The 17,128-nt window shown below is 64.6% G+C and carries 18 protein-coding genes; 4 read left to right on the top strand and 14 right to left on the bottom strand.

The window, feature by feature from the left end; genetic code table 11:
* The 14 genes from ORS3428_RS17270 to ORS3428_RS17205 form a co-directional block, all read right to left on the bottom strand.
* The coding region (locus ORS3428_RS17270) for a thiamine pyrophosphate-binding protein (RefSeq protein WP_244508001.1) at positions 1–830 on the bottom strand (830 nt) is incomplete at its 3' end.
* Positions 831–947: 117 nt separating this feature from the next.
* Positions 948–2,354 carry an FAD-binding oxidoreductase gene (locus ORS3428_RS17265; protein ID WP_071099512.1) on the bottom strand — a complete coding sequence of 469 codons (1,407 nt, stop codon included), beginning with the start codon at positions 2,352–2,354 and terminating at the stop codon, positions 948–950.
* A gap of 53 nt (positions 2,355–2,407) precedes the next feature.
* Positions 2,408–3,163 (bottom strand): amino acid ABC transporter ATP-binding protein, encoded by a 756-nt coding sequence (locus ORS3428_RS17260; protein WP_071099511.1) that lies wholly within the window; start codon positions 3,161–3,163, stop codon positions 2,408–2,410.
* Between the two features lie 13 nt (positions 3,164–3,176).
* Positions 3,177–4,256: an amino acid ABC transporter permease gene (locus ORS3428_RS17255; protein WP_071099510.1), complete on the bottom strand. Its 1,080-nt coding sequence runs from the start codon at positions 4,254–4,256 to the stop codon at positions 3,177–3,179.
* A 5-nt stretch (positions 4,257–4,261) separates the two neighbouring features.
* Positions 4,262–5,428, bottom strand: coding sequence for an ABC transporter permease subunit (locus ORS3428_RS17250; protein WP_244507996.1), 1,167 nt, complete (start codon positions 5,426–5,428; stop codon positions 4,262–4,264).
* A gap of 76 nt (positions 5,429–5,504) precedes the next feature.
* Complete coding sequence (locus tag ORS3428_RS17245) at positions 5,505–6,539, bottom strand: amino acid ABC transporter substrate-binding protein (protein WP_071099515.1); 1,035 nt, start codon at positions 6,537–6,539, stop codon at positions 5,505–5,507.
* Positions 6,540–6,625: 86 nt separating this feature from the next.
* On the bottom strand, positions 6,626–7,573 hold the full coding sequence (locus tag ORS3428_RS17240) for a LysR substrate-binding domain-containing protein (RefSeq protein WP_071099509.1): 948 nt from the start codon (positions 7,571–7,573) through the stop codon (positions 6,626–6,628).
* Positions 7,574–7,642: 69 nt separating this feature from the next.
* Positions 7,643–8,392, bottom strand: a complete 750-nt coding sequence (locus ORS3428_RS17235) for an SDR family NAD(P)-dependent oxidoreductase (protein ID WP_071099508.1) — start codon at positions 8,390–8,392, stop codon at positions 7,643–7,645.
* 11 nt (positions 8,393–8,403) lie between these two features.
* Positions 8,404–9,114 carry an SDR family oxidoreductase gene (locus ORS3428_RS17230; protein WP_083355172.1) on the bottom strand — a complete coding sequence of 237 codons (711 nt, stop codon included), beginning with the start codon at positions 9,112–9,114 and terminating at the stop codon, positions 8,404–8,406.
* 279 nt (positions 9,115–9,393) lie between these two features.
* A complete protein-coding gene (locus ORS3428_RS17225) occupies positions 9,394–10,182 on the bottom strand; it encodes a FadR/GntR family transcriptional regulator (protein WP_244507995.1) in 789 nt (262 codons plus the stop codon).
* 62 nt (positions 10,183–10,244) lie between these two features.
* A complete protein-coding gene (locus tag ORS3428_RS17220; protein ID WP_071099506.1) occupies positions 10,245–10,592 on the bottom strand; it encodes a RidA family protein in 348 nt (115 codons plus the stop codon).
* A 10-nt stretch (positions 10,593–10,602) separates the two neighbouring features.
* On the bottom strand, positions 10,603–11,409 hold the full coding sequence (locus tag ORS3428_RS17215; protein WP_071099505.1) for an SDR family NAD(P)-dependent oxidoreductase: 807 nt from the start codon (positions 11,407–11,409) through the stop codon (positions 10,603–10,605).
* Entirely contained in the window at positions 11,402–12,214 is an 813-nt protein-coding gene (locus ORS3428_RS17210; protein ID WP_071099504.1) for a shikimate dehydrogenase family protein, read from the bottom strand. Before ORS3428_RS17210 ends, ORS3428_RS17215 begins: the two co-directional genes overlap by 8 nt.
* A 4-nt stretch (positions 12,215–12,218) precedes the next feature.
* Positions 12,219–13,109: a 2-hydroxy-3-oxopropionate reductase gene (locus ORS3428_RS17205; RefSeq protein ID WP_071099513.1), complete on the bottom strand. Its 891-nt coding sequence runs from the start codon at positions 13,107–13,109 to the stop codon at positions 12,219–12,221.
* Positions 13,110–13,218: 109 nt separating this feature from the next.
* Here ORS3428_RS17205 and ORS3428_RS17200 point away from each other — a divergent pair, with 109 nt between their 5' ends.
* The 4 genes from ORS3428_RS17200 (at position 13,219) to ORS3428_RS17185 (ending at position 17,127) form a co-directional block, all read left to right on the top strand.
* Positions 13,219–13,983 carry an HpcH/HpaI aldolase family protein gene (locus ORS3428_RS17200; protein ID WP_071099503.1) on the top strand — a complete coding sequence of 255 codons (765 nt, stop codon included), beginning with the start codon at positions 13,219–13,221 and terminating at the stop codon, positions 13,981–13,983.
* A gap of 15 nt (positions 13,984–13,998) precedes the next feature.
* Complete coding sequence (locus ORS3428_RS17195) at positions 13,999–15,216, top strand: NAD(P)/FAD-dependent oxidoreductase (RefSeq protein WP_071099502.1); 1,218 nt, start codon at positions 13,999–14,001, stop codon at positions 15,214–15,216.
* A gap of 74 nt (positions 15,217–15,290) precedes the next feature.
* Complete coding sequence (locus tag ORS3428_RS17190; protein ID WP_071099501.1) at positions 15,291–16,040, top strand: electron transfer flavoprotein subunit beta/FixA family protein; 750 nt, start codon at positions 15,291–15,293, stop codon at positions 16,038–16,040.
* Between the two features lie 157 nt (positions 16,041–16,197).
* Positions 16,198–17,127, top strand: a complete 930-nt coding sequence (locus ORS3428_RS17185; RefSeq protein WP_071099500.1) for an electron transfer flavoprotein subunit alpha/FixB family protein — start codon at positions 16,198–16,200, stop codon at positions 17,125–17,127.
* Position 17,128 lies beyond the last annotated feature (1 nt).

Genomic DNA, 17,128 nt, shown 5'->3' with positions numbered 1-17,128 from the left:
CGGACATTGACGGCAAGGATCACGTCCGCGTCGCGGATCAGGTTCTTCACATGCGGCACCATGCCGACGCCGGCCTCACCGACGAAGACCGGCGAGTGGTTGTCGAACTGGTCCTGATAGCGGAAGGCCGCGACGACCGGGATGTCGGAGGCTTCGGCGAAGGCCTGGAGCGCGGCGCGTCCGTCCGCGGTCCAGTTAGCGCCGCCCATGAGCAGGACCGGCCTCTCGGCCGCGGCCAACATCTTGAGCGCGGCAGCAGTCGCCTCCTGTGTCGGCGCGGGCTCGAAAATCGCTGCCGGCCCGCTGAGCGGCACGGCCTCGGTCGCGGTGGTCAGCATGTCTTCCGGCAGCGCGACCACGACGGGGCCGGGCCGCCCGGTCAAGGCCGTGGTCCAGGCCCGCGCAACGATCTCGGGAAGGCGCTCGACGTCGTCGATCTCGACCGCCCATTTGGCGACGGTTCCGTACACCGCCCGGTAGTCGATCTCCTGGAAGGCCTCGCGCCCCTTCATGTCGGTGCCGACCTGGCCGACAAACAGGATCATCGGCGAGCTGTCCTGCATGGCGGTATGGACGCCGATGCTGGCATTGGTGACACCCGGGCCGCGGGTGACGAAGCAGATGCCCGGCGTGCCCGTCAGCTTGCCGTAGGCGGAAGCCATGAAGGCCGCGCCGCCTTCGTTGCGGCAGAGCACATAGTCCAGCTTGCCGCGCGTGTCGTGCAGCGCGTCGAGAACGGCGAGATAGCTTTCGCCTGGAACGCCGAAGCTCTTGGTCGCGCCCAGCGCAATCAGGCACTCCACAAGAAGGCGACCGCCATTGCGGACCATGCTTCGACATCCTCTTAGGCTGGCGGCAAGCRGACCGAGCCTGCCTTTCGGAACTATACCTGCACTCTGGCGGGCCGCCGCGAAATCAAGAAATGCGGTCCAATCGAAAGTTTTTCTTTATTGTGGAGGGCGAACCAGAACGCCGGGATTCATGATACCCTGCGGATCGAACGCGTCCTTCAGCCGCGTCATGAGGTCCCGCTCCACGGAACTGCGAATCCGGTCGGYCATGGCAATCTTGGCGCGTCCTAACCCGTGCTCGGCCGCGAAGCTGCCGCCCATTTCGGTGGCTAAAGATGCCAGCGCCTCGGCGAATTCTCCGGCCTTGCCGTCGAAATCGGCGCGGCCTTCGGGCGGCGACAGATTGTAGTGGATGTTGCCGTCGCCGAGATGCCCGAACGGGCTGATCCGCACGCCGGGCAGGATGCCGTCGCAAATCTTCGCGCCCGCCTCGATGAAGCGGGCGATGGCGCCGGGAGGCACCGCGATGTCGTGCTTGAGCTGCTCGCCTTCCAGCCGCTGCCCCTCGGGCTGTTCCTCGCGCAGGCGCCAGAATTGCGCGCGCTGCGCACCCGAACTGGCCAGCGCGCCATCCACGACCAGGCCTTGCTCCATGCCCCATTCCAGGGCCGCATTCAGTATGTCGTCGAGAGGAACGCGCATGGAGCCCGACGCCAGCTCGACGAGCAGATAGACGTCGCCCCGTGTCTCCAACTGATAGGCGAGGTCCGGCAGGTGCTTGAGCGCCAGTTCCAGCCCGACATTGGAGAAGAATTCGAGCCCGGCCAGGAACTCCCCCGCCTCGCCGCGCAGGTGGGCGCCGAAGGAAACGGCGGCGGCAAAATCCGACATCACCAGGAGCGCGCTCGCCTGCTGTTTTGRCCTGGGGTGGAGCTTGAGCACTGCACGCGTGACAATGCCCAACGTGCCTTCCGCGCCGCAGAACAGCTTGCGCAGCTGGTAGCCGGCATTGTCCTTCTGCACCGCGCGAAGGCCGTCCCACACCTTGCCATCCGGCATCACGACTTCGAGGYCCAGCACAAGGTCCTGCATCATGCCGTAGCGAAACGCCTGGCTGCCGCCGGCATTGGTGCCGATCAGCCCGCCGATCCTGGCGCTGCCTTCGGCGCCGAGATGCATCGGAAACATCAGGCCATGCGGCTCCAGCGCTTCGTGCAACGCGGCAAGCACCACGCCCGCCTCAACCACGATCGACCCGCTCTCCGGGTCCGGTTGGCCGATCGCCGTCATGCGCGAAAGCGAGACGATCACCGCATTCGCCTCGTCGGCGACGGCGCCGCCACACAGGCCCGTATTTCCGCCTTGCGGGATCACTGCCACGCCTGCCTCCCGGCACGCCTTGACGACTGCCGCGACTTCAGCGGTGCTCGCCGGCCTGGCAACRCCCAGAGGCGCGACGCCATAGCGGTTGAGCCAATCGCGCTGGAAAGGCTCGGCGTCAGTCCCCGAAAGCCAGCCTTTCGGTCCGAGAATTGCCGGCAATGCGCTAATGGGATCAGCCATCGGGATACCTGAGGGGTTCGAAGCGCCGCGCATGGACAGGCGTGCCGTCCAACTCAATGACCCAGGACCTGCGACAGGAACTGCCGCGTGCGCTTGTTGCGGCAAGAGGTGAAGAACTCCTCCGGCGGCGCCTCCTCGACGATCTCGCCGCCGTCCATGAAAATCACCCGGTCCGCGACACGGCGCGCGAAGCCCATCTCGTGCGTGACGCAAATCATCGTCATGCCATCCGAGGCGAGGGTCACCATGACATCCAGCACCTCCGCGATCATTTCCGGATCGAGCGCGGATGTCGGCTCGTCGAAAAGCATGATCTGCGGCTGCATGCAGAGCGCGCGCGCAATCGCAACACGCTGCTGCTGGCCACCGGAAAGCTGGCCGGGGAATTTCATCGCCTGCTCGGGAATGCGGACCTTCTCCAGATAGCGCCGGGCAGTCGCCTCGGCTTCCGCGCGCGGCCGCTTGCGCACGATCATCGGTGCGATCATGCAGTTCTCCAGCACCGTCATGTGCGGAAACAGGTTGAAATGCTGGAACACCATGCCGACTTCGCGCCTGATCTCGTCGATGTTGGCGACATCGTCGTTGAGCTCGGTGCCGAGCACGGTGATGYGGCCGCCATTGTGCTGCTCGAGCCGGTTGATGCAGCGGATCATAGTCGACTTGCCGGAGCCGGAGGGCCCGCAGATGACGATCCGCTCTCCGCGCTTCACGGAAAGGTTTATCTTCCGCAGCGCGTGGAACGAGCCGTAATATTTGTCGAGGTTGGCGATATGAACAGCGGGTCCGGATGATTGCGTCGAATTCACGTGCGTGCCTCCTCTACCGTTCGCCGACCGACATGCGCCGTTCGAGGAAAGCGCCGTAGCGTGACAGGCTGAAAACGAAGACGAAATAGATGAAGGCGATGAATGCATAGACCTCGACATAGGCGAAGCGCCATTCGCCGGTGCCGTAGGCGGCATTGCCGGAAGCCAGAATCTCGAAGAAGCCGACGATCACCACCAGCGAGGTCTCCTTGAACGAGATGACGAACTGGTTGATCGTCGCCGGCAGCGCGTTGCGCATGGCCTGCGGCAACAGGATGCGGCCGATGCGCTGCCAATAGCTCATGCCGAGRGCCATGGCGGCTTCTTCCTGTCCCTTCGGAACGCCCTGCATGCCGCCCCTGACGATCTCCGCCTGGTAAGCCGAGAAGAACAGGGCGGAGCCCAGGATCACGCGGTAGAGCTTGTCGCCCACCAGCCATTGCGGCAGGGCGAAGGGCAGAACGACGGCGAAGGTGAAGAGGATCGAGATCAGCGGCAGCGAGCGCACTCCGTCGATGATGAGGCCCGTGGTTCGCGATATCCAGGGCAGCTCGGAGCGGCGCAGCAGAGCCAGGCAGATCGCCAGCGGGAAGCCGATCAGGCAGGTGGTGACGAAGATGAAGAGGGTGAGCGCCAGCCCGCCCCAGGCTTCCTCGCCGACATAGGGCAGGCCAAGCACGCCGCCCTTCATCAGCACGTAGTAGAGGGCGGCTCCGGTTCCCCAGACGAGCGCGATGCGGCGGCCGGTCCAGAAGGCCGGCATGCAGCTCAACGCCGTCATCACCACCACAGTGACGCAGGCAAGCGCCGAGCGCCACTGCTCCTCGAAGGGATAGAGGCCGAACAGGATGATGCGCCACCTGGCCGCGATGACCGACCAGCAGGCCCCGGCCGCCGCCTGGCAGGCCTCGGGCCCGCCGCTCGTGGTGAAGACGGCCGACAAGACCGCCCAGTTGAGCAGCTTCCAGGCAACGAAAACCATGATCGCCAGGGAGATCAGCGACAACAGCGACTGAAGCGGTGTCGTGAAGAAGCGCCGCCTCAGGTCCTCGATCCTGCCCGGGGCAGGGGGAGCGACAACGACCATCTCCATCTCTCTCATCCCCTCAGTTGATTGCCCTTGAGGGCAATGGCCTTGTTGATGCGGTTGAACACGGCGGCGAGGCTGAGATTGATGGCGAGGAAGCCCGCCATCAGGATGCCGATCGCTTCCAGCGTCTGGCCGGAGTGGTTGATCGTCAGCGCCACGACCATGAAGAAGTCGCTGAAGCCCACCGCAATGCCCATCGTCGTCGCCTTCATCAGCCAGACATACTGGTTGGCGAGGATCGGCAGCATGGCTCGCAGCGCCAGCGGCAGCCGCACCAATGTGAAGACCCGCCAGGGGCTCAGCCCCAGCGAAAGTGCCGCCTCCATCTGGCCTTTGCCGACAGYCTTGAACCCGCCGCGCACGATCTCGGCGATATAGGAGCCGCCATAGATCGCTATGGCGACCGCAAGCGCGGAAAACTCGGGCGGAATGCGCAGGCCGCCCTTGAGATTGAGGCCTTGCAGGGCGGGGAAGTCGAGCAGCGGCAGGTCGGGTTGCCGGCCGATTGCGAGGATGAAGGCTGCGCAGGCGAGTGCCGCCGCGGCGCCGGCAAGCTGGATGCCGAGGCGTTCACCTACCGGGCGGCTGAGGCGCGATGTCCGTCCGAGCCAGACAGGAAGCGCGAGCGTCCCGATCACGGCGATTGCCGTCGCCGCGAGCGCCATGCCGCCTACGTTTGGAACCGGCACATAGAGGCCCCGGCTGGTCAGAAGCATGCCCCAGGCCTGATGCGCGGCGCGCGGGGTCGGCAGGTGCGTGATGACGGCGTACCAGAAGAACACCTGGAGGATCAGCGGGATGTTGCGGAAGATGTCGACATAGGTGCGGCCCAACAACTGGGCGAGCTCGTTCGTAGAGGTCCGCGCCAGTCCGACGATCGTCCCGACAATCGTCGCCAGGATCAGCCCGACGCTTCCCAGGAACAGCGTGTTGATGACACCAATGAGGAAGTACCACCAATAGGGGTCGGTGGGAGCGGCCGGCAGGAGCGAGAAGCTGACATCCCAGCCCGTCGACTTGAACAGGAAGTCGAAGCCGGAGGTGATGCCTTGCTGCGCAAGGTTCCGCCGCGCGATCATCGCGCAAGCAAGCACCATCGCGGCAAGCGAGCCGACATAAAGGACCTGCAGCAGCGTGTTGCGGACCCTCTGATTTCTCAGCAGGCTGACCATCATGGTCTTCCCCGAATTGTCGCCGGCTCCGCCTGGCGATGGCCAGGCAGAGCCCTGCGAGGGATGCGTTGAGAGCGGATCAGTCGATCACCAGCGGGAACAGGACGCCGCCATTGTTCCAGAGGTTGGTCAGTTCGCGATCCATCTTGTAGGGCGAGTCCTTGCCGAGATCGCGTTCGAAGATCTCGCCGTAATTGCCGACCTTCTTGATCACGTTGTAGGCCCAGTCGTCGGACAGCCCGAGACCCTTGCCCATGCCGGGTGTGACGCCAAGGAACTTGGCGACCTGCGGCGAGGTTGGCTTGGCCTTGATCTCGTCGACATTCTTGGAGGTGATGCCTTCCTGCTCGGCAAAGATCAGCGCGCTGAGCGTCCAGTTGGCAATGTCGACCCAGTTGTCGTCGCCCTGGCGCATGATCATGACTTCGGGTTCGACCGCGAGCACGTCGGGCAGGATGACATGGTCCTCGACCTTGCTCTTGGCGATGCGGGCAATGGCCAGTGTCGGCCCCCACTGCGCATAGAGATCGCAGCGTCCGGAGAAATAGGCCTGCTCGAGCTCCTCAGTCTTTTCGATGACGACAGGCTCGAGCTTGATGCCGATCTTCTGCGCGTAAGCGGCGACCTGCTGCTCCTGCGAGGTGCCGGCCGGAATACAGATCGTGCCGCCATTGGCATCCTTGAGCGACTTCAGGTTGAGCTCCTTGTGCGCCATCACCTTGGTCGTGCCGAGGTAATAGGACATGGAGAATTGCAAGCCGAGTTCGGTGTCGCGGCTCAGCGTGCCGCCCGATGCCTTGATGATGATATCGACATCGCCCGACTGGAGCGACGGCCAGCGCTGCGCCCAGCTGATCGGCACGATCTTCAGCTTCGCCGGATCACCGAACACGGCGGTCGCCACCGCCTTGCAGAGGTCGATGTCCATGCCCTTCCAGTTGCCTTTGTTGTCCACCTCGGCGAAGCCGAGATAGGAGCCGTCATGGCCGGTGCAGTTGAGCGCGCCGCGCGCCTTGACGGTCTCCAGCGTCTTGCCGCCGGCCGCCTCGGCCGGCGCCGCGAAATGAACCAGGCCAAGGGCCATGGCTGCGGCCCCCCATTTCATCATTTTCATGTTTGTTGTCTCCACTGTTGAGGTTCACTTGTTCTTGTTGTTGGGGGGCCGAAACAGGCTTCGGACCCCGGTCGCGAAAACCGCTCCTAATCGGAGAGCGGGATCGGTTTCGGCAGAGAGAGCTTGAGGTCGCTCCCCCAATCCTGCTGGACGAGCCAGCGGTGCAGGGCAGCCACCGCCTTCACGCGCAGATGGCCGCGGGGCATGACGAGGTAGAAGCCAGGCACTTCCTCGGGCTTCATGTCTGAAAGCGCGTCGCGGCCGAGCGGCGCGACCAGCGCGCCGGAGCGCAAATCCTCCTCGGCGTCGATGACCGAGACCAAGCCCACGCCGATGCCCTGGAGCGTCGCMCGGCGCATGGTCGCGGCGTCGTCGAAGCCGATGCTGCGGTCGCCCTGCGTCTGCTCGACGGCGAGATGGCGCAATATGTCAGGCCACAGCCGCTTCGACTTTACGGTGTCGAGCAGGGTGAACCGCGTCAGGTCCTGCGCCGACTTGATCTTCTCGCCGATCGCCGGCGTRCAGCAGATGATCTTCGGATCCGGTACCAGCAGGGTGGTCTCGTAGTCCGRCCAGTTGCCGTAGCCCCACTGCACCGTCATATCGATGTCGTCGCGTCCGAAGTCAGGCAGGTCGACCATCGTCGTCAGGCRCAGGTCCGCACCCGGCAGGATCTCGCGGAACAGCGACAGCCGTGGCAGCAGATAATGCGTGGCGAAGTACGGGCTCGCATTGAGGTTGATGCGGTCCCGGTAGTTCGACTTGGTGACGCGGCGAACGCCTTCGGAAAACTCGTCGAAGCCGGCCTTGACGTAATGCGAGAGCAGGATCGCCGACTCGGTCAGTTCGATCGAGCGGCCCTTGCGCTCGAACAGGGTGACCTGGAGCGTGTCTTCCAAGAGCTTGATCTGCTGACCGACGGCCTGCGGCGTCACCAGAAGCTCGTCGGCGGCCTGCCGAAAGCTCTTGTGCTGCACGACTGCATGGAAGACGCGCAGTGCATTGAGCGAGGGAAGGCGAAGCTTGCCGGCCATCGTAAATTCCGCCTCCTTTCGTTGATCATGCACTGCCTATTTCAGTCGCCGCCGGCTTCTGAAATAGATTTAGGCGTATATGTAACCGCCTGAGACGATTACGTTTTCTCCGGTCATGTAGGTGTTCTTCGGTCCGCCGGTCATGAGCACCCACTCGGCGATCTCTGTCGGCTCGGCGCCGCGGCCGAGGGGGCTGGCCTTGGCGAGTTCCTCAAGGAAGCCGAGGGCTTTCGCCTTCTCGGTGGYCATGCCGGCTGGCGCGACCGAGTTCACCAGGATCCCGTCCTTCGCGACGTGATGGGCGAAGGAGCGCGTGAGGCTGACGACGGCGGCCTTGGTCGCCGCATAATGGGCGTTCTGCGGATGCGCCTTGAAGGCGTCGACGGAGGTAAGGTTCACGATCCGCCCCCGCACATGGGCTTTCGGCTCCTGCGACTGCATATGGCGCACGGCGGCTACCATCATATGGTAGGTGCCCTTGATGTTGATGCCGTTGGAGGCGTCCCACTCGGCGTCAGTGATCTCGAGGAGCGGACGGCGAGGATAGATCGCGGCGCAGTTGATCAGCGTGTCGATGCGCCCGAGCTTCGATGCGATGGCGTCGAAGGTGGCGTGGCATTGCGGGCCGACCTGGATGTCGCAGGCCGCGGCCGCGGTCGGCAGGCCCTTGGCCTTCGCCGGTTCGAGCGCGCTTTCGGCCGCTTCCTTGTTGATGTCGATGATGYCGATCTTTGCTGCCCCGGCCTCGACGGCCATGCGGGCGAGAAGAGCACCGAGGCCGGCGCYGCCGCCAACGATCAGAACGGAAAGATCCTTCATTCCAGTTTTCCTTACTTGGTGCCGCTGGGCGAGGTCGGCCACGTCGGCATGATGTCGAAACGGGTAACGTCGGCCCATGCAGGGAGCGCCAGCACGGCGACAACCATCCTGGCCACGTCATCCGGCTGCACCACTTTTGCGGCGTACATCGCCGCCCGGGCGTCGGCGTMGAGGATGTCCTTGTAGAGCTGCGTCTCGACACGGCCGGCCACGACCTCGGTGACGCGTATCCCGGATGGCGAGAGGTCGGCGCGCAGTGCAGCGGCAAAGCCGGCGATCGCCGCCTTCGTGGCCGAATAGACAGCAATGTTGGAGAATGGGGCGTGGCCCGCGACGGAGCCGGTGAAGAGGATGTGTCCCGACTGCCGCTCGCGCATCTGCGGCACGACGAGCCGGGTGAGCAGGATCGCCGCGCTGAGGTTCACTTCGAGGGTGGTGTCGATGTCGGCGATCGCCATGTCGGCAAAGTTGCCGAGCGGCGGCATGATGCCGGCATTGTTGATCAGCACATCGATGGTGAGATCCGCCACCACCGATTCCAGCGCCTCGCGGTCGGTGATGTCGACGGCGATGGGAACGATGCCCGGCCRCTCGGCCTGCAGTTCTTTCAGCGCCGCCTGGCTGCGGCCGACCGCATAAACATCGTAGCCGRCATCGCTCAAGGCGATGGCGATCGCTCGCCCTATGCCGCTCGTTGCTCCGGTGATGAAGGCTGTCGTCACGTGGGCTTCCCCAATTGCCTGATCCTCAGTCTGCGGCCTCAGCCGATGGCGCGAAACCAAGAAAAGCAGCAAAAAGGAAAGATAAACTTTCGAAAGCCTTTCCGGCAGTCGAAACATTCCACGCTGCCTGCGCGATCTCGAAGGTCGAAAACCAAGGGAAAACAATGCTTTCYGCGCGCAGGAAAGATTCCCGGCCCTTCGGCGGAACAAAAACATGGCTTTCGCAACGCAAGGCAGGCCGCGTTCGGTGCCCGTGCGAAGGGATCGAAGTCGCCGCGCTTATCCGTCCGTCGGCACAGGCCTTTTCATCTTGGTGAAGAGCGAGGCGGCTGCCGCCTTCTGCTCCGCGTCCGTCGCCTCGACGCCCGAGGCTCTCGCCAGGGCGCGCACGCGTCCCAGGCTGTTGTAAAGATGCTTGCGCATGGCCTGGCGGGCTGCGCGTCCGTCCTGCCTTTCGATGGCGTCGACGATCGCTTTGTGCTCGCTGTGGATGCGCGCGTAGTAGCTGTCCTTGAGCGCAGGCTCTACGACGTAGCCGAGCTGGAAGCGCGGCACGATCATCGGCCTAAGATAGGCGAGGAAGCCGTGGATGAATTCGTTGCGCGCGGCCTTGGCGATCGCGAGATGGAAATCATAGTCGTAGTGGATCTGGACGGCGCCGGGATCCGCCTGCTGCGCGTCGATCTCATCCATCATCGATCGGATATGGCTGGCCTCCTTGTCGGTGCGGCGTTCCGCGCATAGCCCGGCGGACTCCACTTCCACGCTCAACCTCAATTCGAGCAAAGCGATGGTTTCCGGCAAGGTCCTGAGCGCCTCGTCGGGGATCGAGAAATTGCGCGGCGCGGGCGTCTCGCTGACGAACATGCCGCGTCCCTGCTGCGGCACCACCATGCCCTCGGAGCGCAGCCGCGCCACCGCTTCGCGCACGACCGTGCGGCTGRCATCATATTCGGCGCAAAGCTCCGCCTCGGTCGGCAGTTGCACGCCGGGCTGYAACTCACCGGAGCGGATCTTTTCGGCCAGGCTCTCCGCCACGACGGTGGAAAGCGGCTTGCGCTTCGTCATTGAGGTCCTTTCGCTCTCGTCCAATGCCAGAATCGGGATGATGYCCGAACCGGCAAGACCATTCAAACTGCCRCAGTGACGATCAGTTCGACCAACATGCCGGGCTTGGCCATCCGTCCCTCGCCGGAAGAGCGCGCCGGCGCATGCTCCTTGGGCATCCAGGCGTCCCAGACTGTGTTGACCTCGTCGAAATCGCGCACGTCGTCCAGCCACATCTGAACGTGCAGGATGCGGGTCTTGTCGGTGCCGGCCTTGGCGAGCAGCGCGTCGATCTTGCCGAGCACCTCGCGCATCTGGTCGGCCGCGGACTGGCCGGGCCGGGCGACCTGGCCGGTCAGGTAGAGCGTGCCGTTGTGGATCACGCCGTGATGGATGCGGGTGTCGAACTCGAAGCGCTGGATGTCGCTCACGGTATGCCTCTCAGATTGCCGGATTCTGCCGGATGGGATTGCCCTGCAGGTATTGCGCGTAGGGCGCCTGCACGAGCCAGCCGGCATCGACGGGCAGCGTGACGCCGGTGATCGATGCGGCACGGTCGGAGCAGAGGAACAGCGCCGCCTCGGCGACATCGCGCGGCTCGACGAAACGACGGAGCGCGGTAGTGGCCTGGATGGCTTCCGGGTTGCGCTCGTCCCTGGCGATCCTCGCCTTCAGCCCGTCCGAGAGCGTGTAGCCCGGCGCTACGGCATTCACGCGAACGCCGTGCGGACCAAGCTCGGCGGCCAGCATTTGTGTCAGGGCCAGGACCGCATGCTTCCCGGGCGTGTAGGYCGGCAGCGACAGCGGCGCGAAGGAGGCGAGGGAGCCGACATTGAGGATCGCGCCGCGCCCGGCCGTGGACATCAGCCGGCCGAACACCTGGCAGCCCAGCAGCGTGCCGCGATAGTTGATGCGCCACATCTGCTCGTCCTCGTCGAGATCCTGATCGAGCACATGCTTGCCGCTCTGCAGGATGCCGGCGCAGTTGACCACGACATGGGGCGTGCCGAATGCATCGCTGGCAACTCGCGCCAGCGCCTCGACTGAGGCGGGGTCGGCGACATCGGTCTGGACAAAGAGGGCGCGCGGCGCGCCGGCACTCTCGCATGCGCTCGCCGCCTCCTTGCCTCGGGCGGCATCCCGGCCGGCGACGACCACCTGATAGCCGTCCTCGGCGAAGCGCTCTGCGATCGCGCGCCCGATGCCGGACGTGCCTCCAATGACGACGGCGGTCGATGCGTCAGCCATTGCGACGATCCTTCCGCTCGATGTCGAAGAATTCGGACATGGCTTCGACCTGGAAATCCATCATCGGGCGTCCGGGCTGGATGCGGCAGCCGATCTCTTTCGCCGCTTTGAGCAGGGCCGTCTCGGCCGGCTCCATGATGATGTYGACCACGGTCATCTCCGGCGTCAGCTTGCTCACATCCATCGGCAGCGGATCGCTGGCTTTCAGTCCGGACGGCGTCGCGTTGATCGCCATGTCCATTCCGGACGGATCGGGCTGGCCGACCTCGATGCGGCATTTCGGGAAAGTCTTGTTGACGAGGGTGGCGAGCTTCTGCGCGCGCTCCTTGTCAATGTCGGCCAGCCTGATCTCAGCCGCGCCTTCCTCGGCGAGGCAGTAGGTCAGCGAGGAGCCTGCGCCACCGGCCCCAACCTGGAGGATGCGCTTGCCGGCGATTCGGTGTCCGCCAGCCTTCAAACCGTCGATAAAACCGACACCGTCGAAATTGTCGGCATACCAGGTGCCGTCCGCCTGTCTGCGCACTGAGTTCGCGCTCTGCACGCGCGCGGCGCGGTCATGCGCCGCAGCACATTTGTGGTAGACCGCCGTCTTGTAGGGCACCGAGATGATGACGCCACGGATGTTCTCGGCCGCCGTGATGCCGGCCCAGAAGGTTTCGAAATCTTCCGGACGGCAGCTCAGCGGCACCATCAGGCTGTCCAGCCCTTTCTGCTCGAAGATCTCGTTGAAGATACCAGGGCTCTTCGCATGGCCCACGGGATGGGCCAGCATGACGAAGACGTCGGCCTTGCCGGTTCCGCGCATCGGTTCAGTTCCTTTCCGTTGACAGTTCATGGTCGCTCAGGATCTCGAGAGCCCGCACGAGCGACGAATGGTCGGCCTCCGCACCGCCCGGCCGGGCCGAGCAGGCATTCATCAGCTGCTGCGCCAGCGCGGTGCTCGGCAGGGCGACGCCGACGGCGCGGGCGCTTTCCAACGCGAGATTGAGATCCTTCTGGTGCAGCCGGATGCGGAAGCCCGGTGCGAAGCTGCGAGCGATCATGCGCTCGCCATGCACTTCGAGCACGCGGGAAGAAGCGAAGCCTCCCATCAGCGCGCCGCGCACCTTGGCCGGGTCGCAGCCGGCCTTGCTGGCGAAGACCAGCGCTTCGGCGACAGCCTCGATGTTGAGTGCGACGATGATCTGGTTGGCGATCTTGCAGGTCTGGCCGGCGCCGTTTCGCTCGCCGATCAGGGTGATGTTCTTACCGAGCTTCTCAAAAATCGGCAGCGCTCGCTCGAACTCCGCAGCCGGCCCGCCGACCATGATGGTGAGGCTCGCCGCCTTGGCGCCGACCTCACCGCCGGAAACCGGCGCGTCGAGATAGCCGGCACCGGCTTCCCTGATCTTTGCGGCGAACTCGGCCGTGGCGATCGGGCTGATCGAGCTCATGTCGATCACCTGCTTGCCGGCCGAGATTCCTTCCAGCACACCGTTCCGCCCGAGCAGGACACATTCCACGTCAGATGTGTCAGGGAGCATGGTGATCACGATCTCGGACGTCCTTGCCACCTCGGCGGGAGAGGCGACGACCGATGCTTCCAGATCCGTTGGAAGAGGGGAACGGTTCAGCACCGTGACGATCTCGTGCCCGGCATCGGCGAGATGCCGCGCCATCGGCGCTCCCATGACGCCGAGCCCGATGAAGCCGATTTTCATGTGCAACTCCTGTACGGCGTCAGAGCGCCTTGCGGTCCAATTGAGGCATATGATATAGGACATCATACAAATTTCAATCCACCTTCTTCTCGTAGGAGACCGATCGCAAATGCAGGAGCGCGTCAATTTGCTGAAGGCGGCCGTCAAGGCCGGCCAAGCTCATATAGGCATCTGGTGCTCGCTGGCTTCGGCACTCACCACCGAGGTCGTAGCAGGCTCAGGGGCGGGCTGGTTGCTGATCGACGGCGAGCACAGCCCGAACGATCTCCGCAGCATCATGGCGCAGTTGCAGGTCGCGGCCGCTTTCCCTTGCGAGGCGGTGGTGCGCCTGCCGTCGGACGATGCGAACCTCATGAAGCAGGCCCTGGATGTCGGCGCCCGCAGCCTGATGATCCCGAATGTGCGGACGGCCGATCAGGCGCGCGCAATCGTCGCGGCGATGACCTATGCCCCGGGCGGCTTCCGCGGCTTCTCGGTCGGGCATCGTGCCAACGCCTTCGGCCGCGTCGCCGGCTATCATGCCAAGGCACGCGAGCAACAGCTGCTCGCCGTACAGATCGAAGACGAATCCGGCGTTGCCAATGCCGCCGAGATCGCAGCGGTTGACGGCGTCGACGTGCTCTTCGTCGGGCCGGGCGATCTCTCCACCAACATGGGCGCGATGGGCAATCCCGGTGCCGCGCATGTGCAGGAAGCGATCAGGTCCGTGCGAAAGGCGGCTGCTGCGGCAGGCAAGGCCAGCGGCATCCTGGCTCCAGTGAAAGCCGATGCGGACCGCTATCTCGCCGACGGCTTCACCATGGTTGCCGTCGGCTCCGATCTCGGCCTGCTGGCGCGAGGCTCGGACGCCCTGATCGCGTCGTTCAACCAGTAGAGCGGAGTGACAGCCTTGGCGATCCCCCCTTACAAAGCACCGTCGCGCAGCGCCTACGACATCGTCATCGTCGGCGGCGCGGCGATCGGCTCGTCGACGGCCTACTGGCTGACCCAGGCGCTGGGCAGCGGCGCCTCGATCCTCGTGGTGGAGCGTGACTCAAGCTATGAGTTCTCCTCGACGGCGCTCTCCACCAGCGCCATCCRCCAGCAATACTCCAACCCGATCAATGTGAAGATCAGCCAGTTCGGCATCGAGATCATCCGCGGCTTCCAGGAGCGGATGGCGCCTTTCTACAAAAACGAACCGGCGCCCGACCTCGGCTTTCGCGAGCACGGCTATCTCTATTGCTGCTCGCCCGAAGGCGTGGACGCGGYCAAGGAACGGGTCGATCTGCAACGCAGCCTCGGCGCCCACACGGTCTTTCTCGATCCGGGTGCGCTGAAGGAACGCTTCCCGTGGCTGAATGTCGACGACCTCGGCGGCGGCTCGTGGGGGTCCCGGGAAGAGGGCTGGTTCGATTCCATGGGCCTGCTCAACGGCTTCCGCCGCGCTGCCCGCGCGAGCGGCGTCGAATATATCGACAATGCCGTGACAGGACTGGATGTGGTCGATGGGCGGGTCGTCTCGGCTCGCGTCGCAACCGGCGAAACGGTCGCTTGCGGAACCTTGGTCAATGCCGCCGGCCCCAGAGCGCAGCAGGTCGCCGCCATGGCCGGCCTTTCCATCCCCGTCGCGCCTTACAAGCGCTACAGCTTCGTCTTTGCCAGCGCCAATCCGATTCCCGGTAGGATGCCGAACGTCATCGACCTTTCCGGCACCTTCGTACGTCCGGAAGGCGAGCTCTTCCTCACCGGCAACACGCCGCAGGGCGATGGGCCCGCCGACTACGACGACTTCGAAATGCACTTTGAAGAGTTCGACGACCATATCTGGCCGGCGCTCTGGCACCGCATTCCCACCTTCGACGCCTTGAAAGTCCAGACCAGCTGGACCGGCCACTATGAATACAACATGCTCGACCACAACGGCATCGTCGGCTTCCACCCCGAGGTGAAGAACTTCATGTTCGCCAACGGCTTCTCAGGGCACGGCCTGCAGCAGTCGCCGGCGGTCGGCCGGGCGGTGTCGGAGCTGATCGTTCACGGCGCCTTCCAGACGCTCGACCTGTCGCCGTTCTGCTACGAGCRCATCCCGCGCAACGAGCCATTCCTCGAGGAAGCGGTCATCTGACCACGCAGAAAACAAATTCTAAACACGTTTGATGCGCTCACAGCGCACTTCTCCGTTTCAGTGAGGAATAGAAAATGAAGATCCTTGTGCCCGTGAAGCGGGTTGTGGATGCCAACGTCAAGGTTCGGGTGAAGGCCGACGGACTGGGCGTCGAGCTCGCCAACGTCAAGATGGCGATGAACCCGTTCGACGAGATCGCGGTCGAGGAAGCGATCCGGATCAAGGAAGCCGGCAAGGCCGAGGAGATCGTTGTCGTGTCAATCGGCCCGCAGCAGGCCCAGGAAACGCTGCGCACCGCGCTCGCCATGGGCGCCGACCGCGCCATCCTGGTCAAGACCGACGAGCAGACCGAACCGCTCGGCGTCGCCAAGGTGCTGAAGGGTGTGGTCGAGGCCGAGCAGCCCGGCCTCGTCATCCTCGGCAAGCAGGCGATCGACGACGATTCCAACCAGACCGGCCAGATGCTGGCCGCGCTGCTTGGCTGGGCGCAAGGCACCTTCGCCTCCAAGGTGGAGCTCGCCGGCGATCATGCCAAGGTGACCCGCGAGGTCGACGGCGGCCTGCAGACGGTTGAACTGAAGATGCCGGCGATCGTCACCGCCGACCTTCGCCTCAACCAGCCGCGCTACGCCTCGCTGCCCAACATCATGAAGGCCAAGAAGAAGCCGCTCGACGAGAAGACCCCGGCCGACTACGGCGCCGACGTCAAGCCGCGGCTGAAGGTAATCAAGACCGAGGAGCCGGGCGGCCGCAAGGCGGGCGTCAAGGTCAAGAGCGTGGCCGAGCTGGTCGAGAAGCTCAAGAACGAAGCCGGCGTGCTCTAGGGAAATCCGATGAGGCCGGCCTGCAAACGGCTGGCTTCTGCGCTTCCGGTGCTCACGTACGGATGTACGCTCCGCTCCGGTTCTCGAAACCAACCGTTTTCGGCTCGGCCTGACCGGATTTCAGGGAGCCTCGAAGACGAAAGTCAGGGATAAAACAATGGCTATTCTTCTGATTGCCGAACACGACAACGCGACCCTTTCCGACCAGACCGCCAAGGCGCTGTCGGCGGCCCTGCAGATCGGCTCGGACGTCGATGTGCTGGTGGCCGGCAAGGGCGCCAAGGCGGCAAGCGACGCCGCCGCCAAGCTGAAGGGCGTGCGCAAGGTGCTTTTGGCCGAAGCCGACGAGCTCGCCGAGCGCCTGGCGGAGCCGCTGGCCGCACTGGTGGTCTCGCTCGCCGGCTCCTATGACGCGATCGTCGCCCCGGCGACCTCCTCGGGCAAGAACGTCGTGCCGCGCGTGGCGGCCCTGCTCGACGTCGCSCAGGTGTCCGAGATCATCGAGGTGATCTCGCCCGACACCTTCAAGCGGCCGATCTATGCCGGCAACGCCATCCAGACCGTGCRGGCGACCGACGCCAAGAAGGTGATCACGGTGCGCACCGCTTCCTTCCAGGCTGCGCCCGAGGGCGGCTCGGCTGCGGTCKAGGCGGTGAGCGCGGCGGCCRATCCCGGCCTCTCCWCCTTYRTCGAGAACAAGCTTTCCGAGACCGACCGTCCGGAGCTGACCTCGGCCAAGATCATCATCTCCGGCGGCCGCGCGCTGGGTTCGGCGGAGAAGTTCCAGGAGGTGATCCTGCCGGTCGCCGACAAGCTGGGCGCTGCGGTCGGCGCCAGCCGTGCGGCGGTCGATGCGGGCTATGCCCCGAACGACTGGCAGGTCGGCCAGACCGGCAAGGTGGTGGCCCCCGACCTCTACATCGCCTGCGGCATCTCGGGCGCCATCCAGCATCTGGCCGGCATGAAGGACTCCAAGGTCATCGTCGCCATCAACAAGGACGAGGAAGCGCCGATCTTCCAGGTTGCCGACTACGGCCTGGTCGGCGATCTCTTCGTCATCCTGCCGGAGCTGCAAAAGGCGCTTTGAC

Source organism: Mesorhizobium sp. ORS 3428 (genome assembly GCF_001854785.1).
Lineage (GTDB): Bacteria > Pseudomonadota > Alphaproteobacteria > Rhizobiales > Rhizobiaceae > Mesorhizobium.
Note: the sequence above shows the minus strand (reverse complement) of the source record. Positions and strands in the feature narration are given on the sequence as shown.

Coding starts and splice junctions, on each gene's coding strand:
- ORS3428_RS17205 (WP_071099513.1), bottom strand. CDS start 13,109: ATGAAAATCGGCTTCATCGGGCTCGGCGTCATGGGAGCGCCGATGGCG.
- ORS3428_RS17245 (WP_071099515.1), bottom strand. CDS start 6,539: ATGAAAATGATGAAATGGGGGGCCGCAGCCATGGCCCTTGGCCTGGTT.
- ORS3428_RS17190 (WP_071099501.1), top strand. CDS start 15,291: ATGAAGATCCTTGTGCCCGTGAAGCGGGTTGTGGATGCCAACGTCAAG.
- ORS3428_RS17200 (WP_071099503.1), top strand. CDS start 13,219: ATGCAGGAGCGCGTCAATTTGCTGAAGGCGGCCGTCAAGGCCGGCCAA.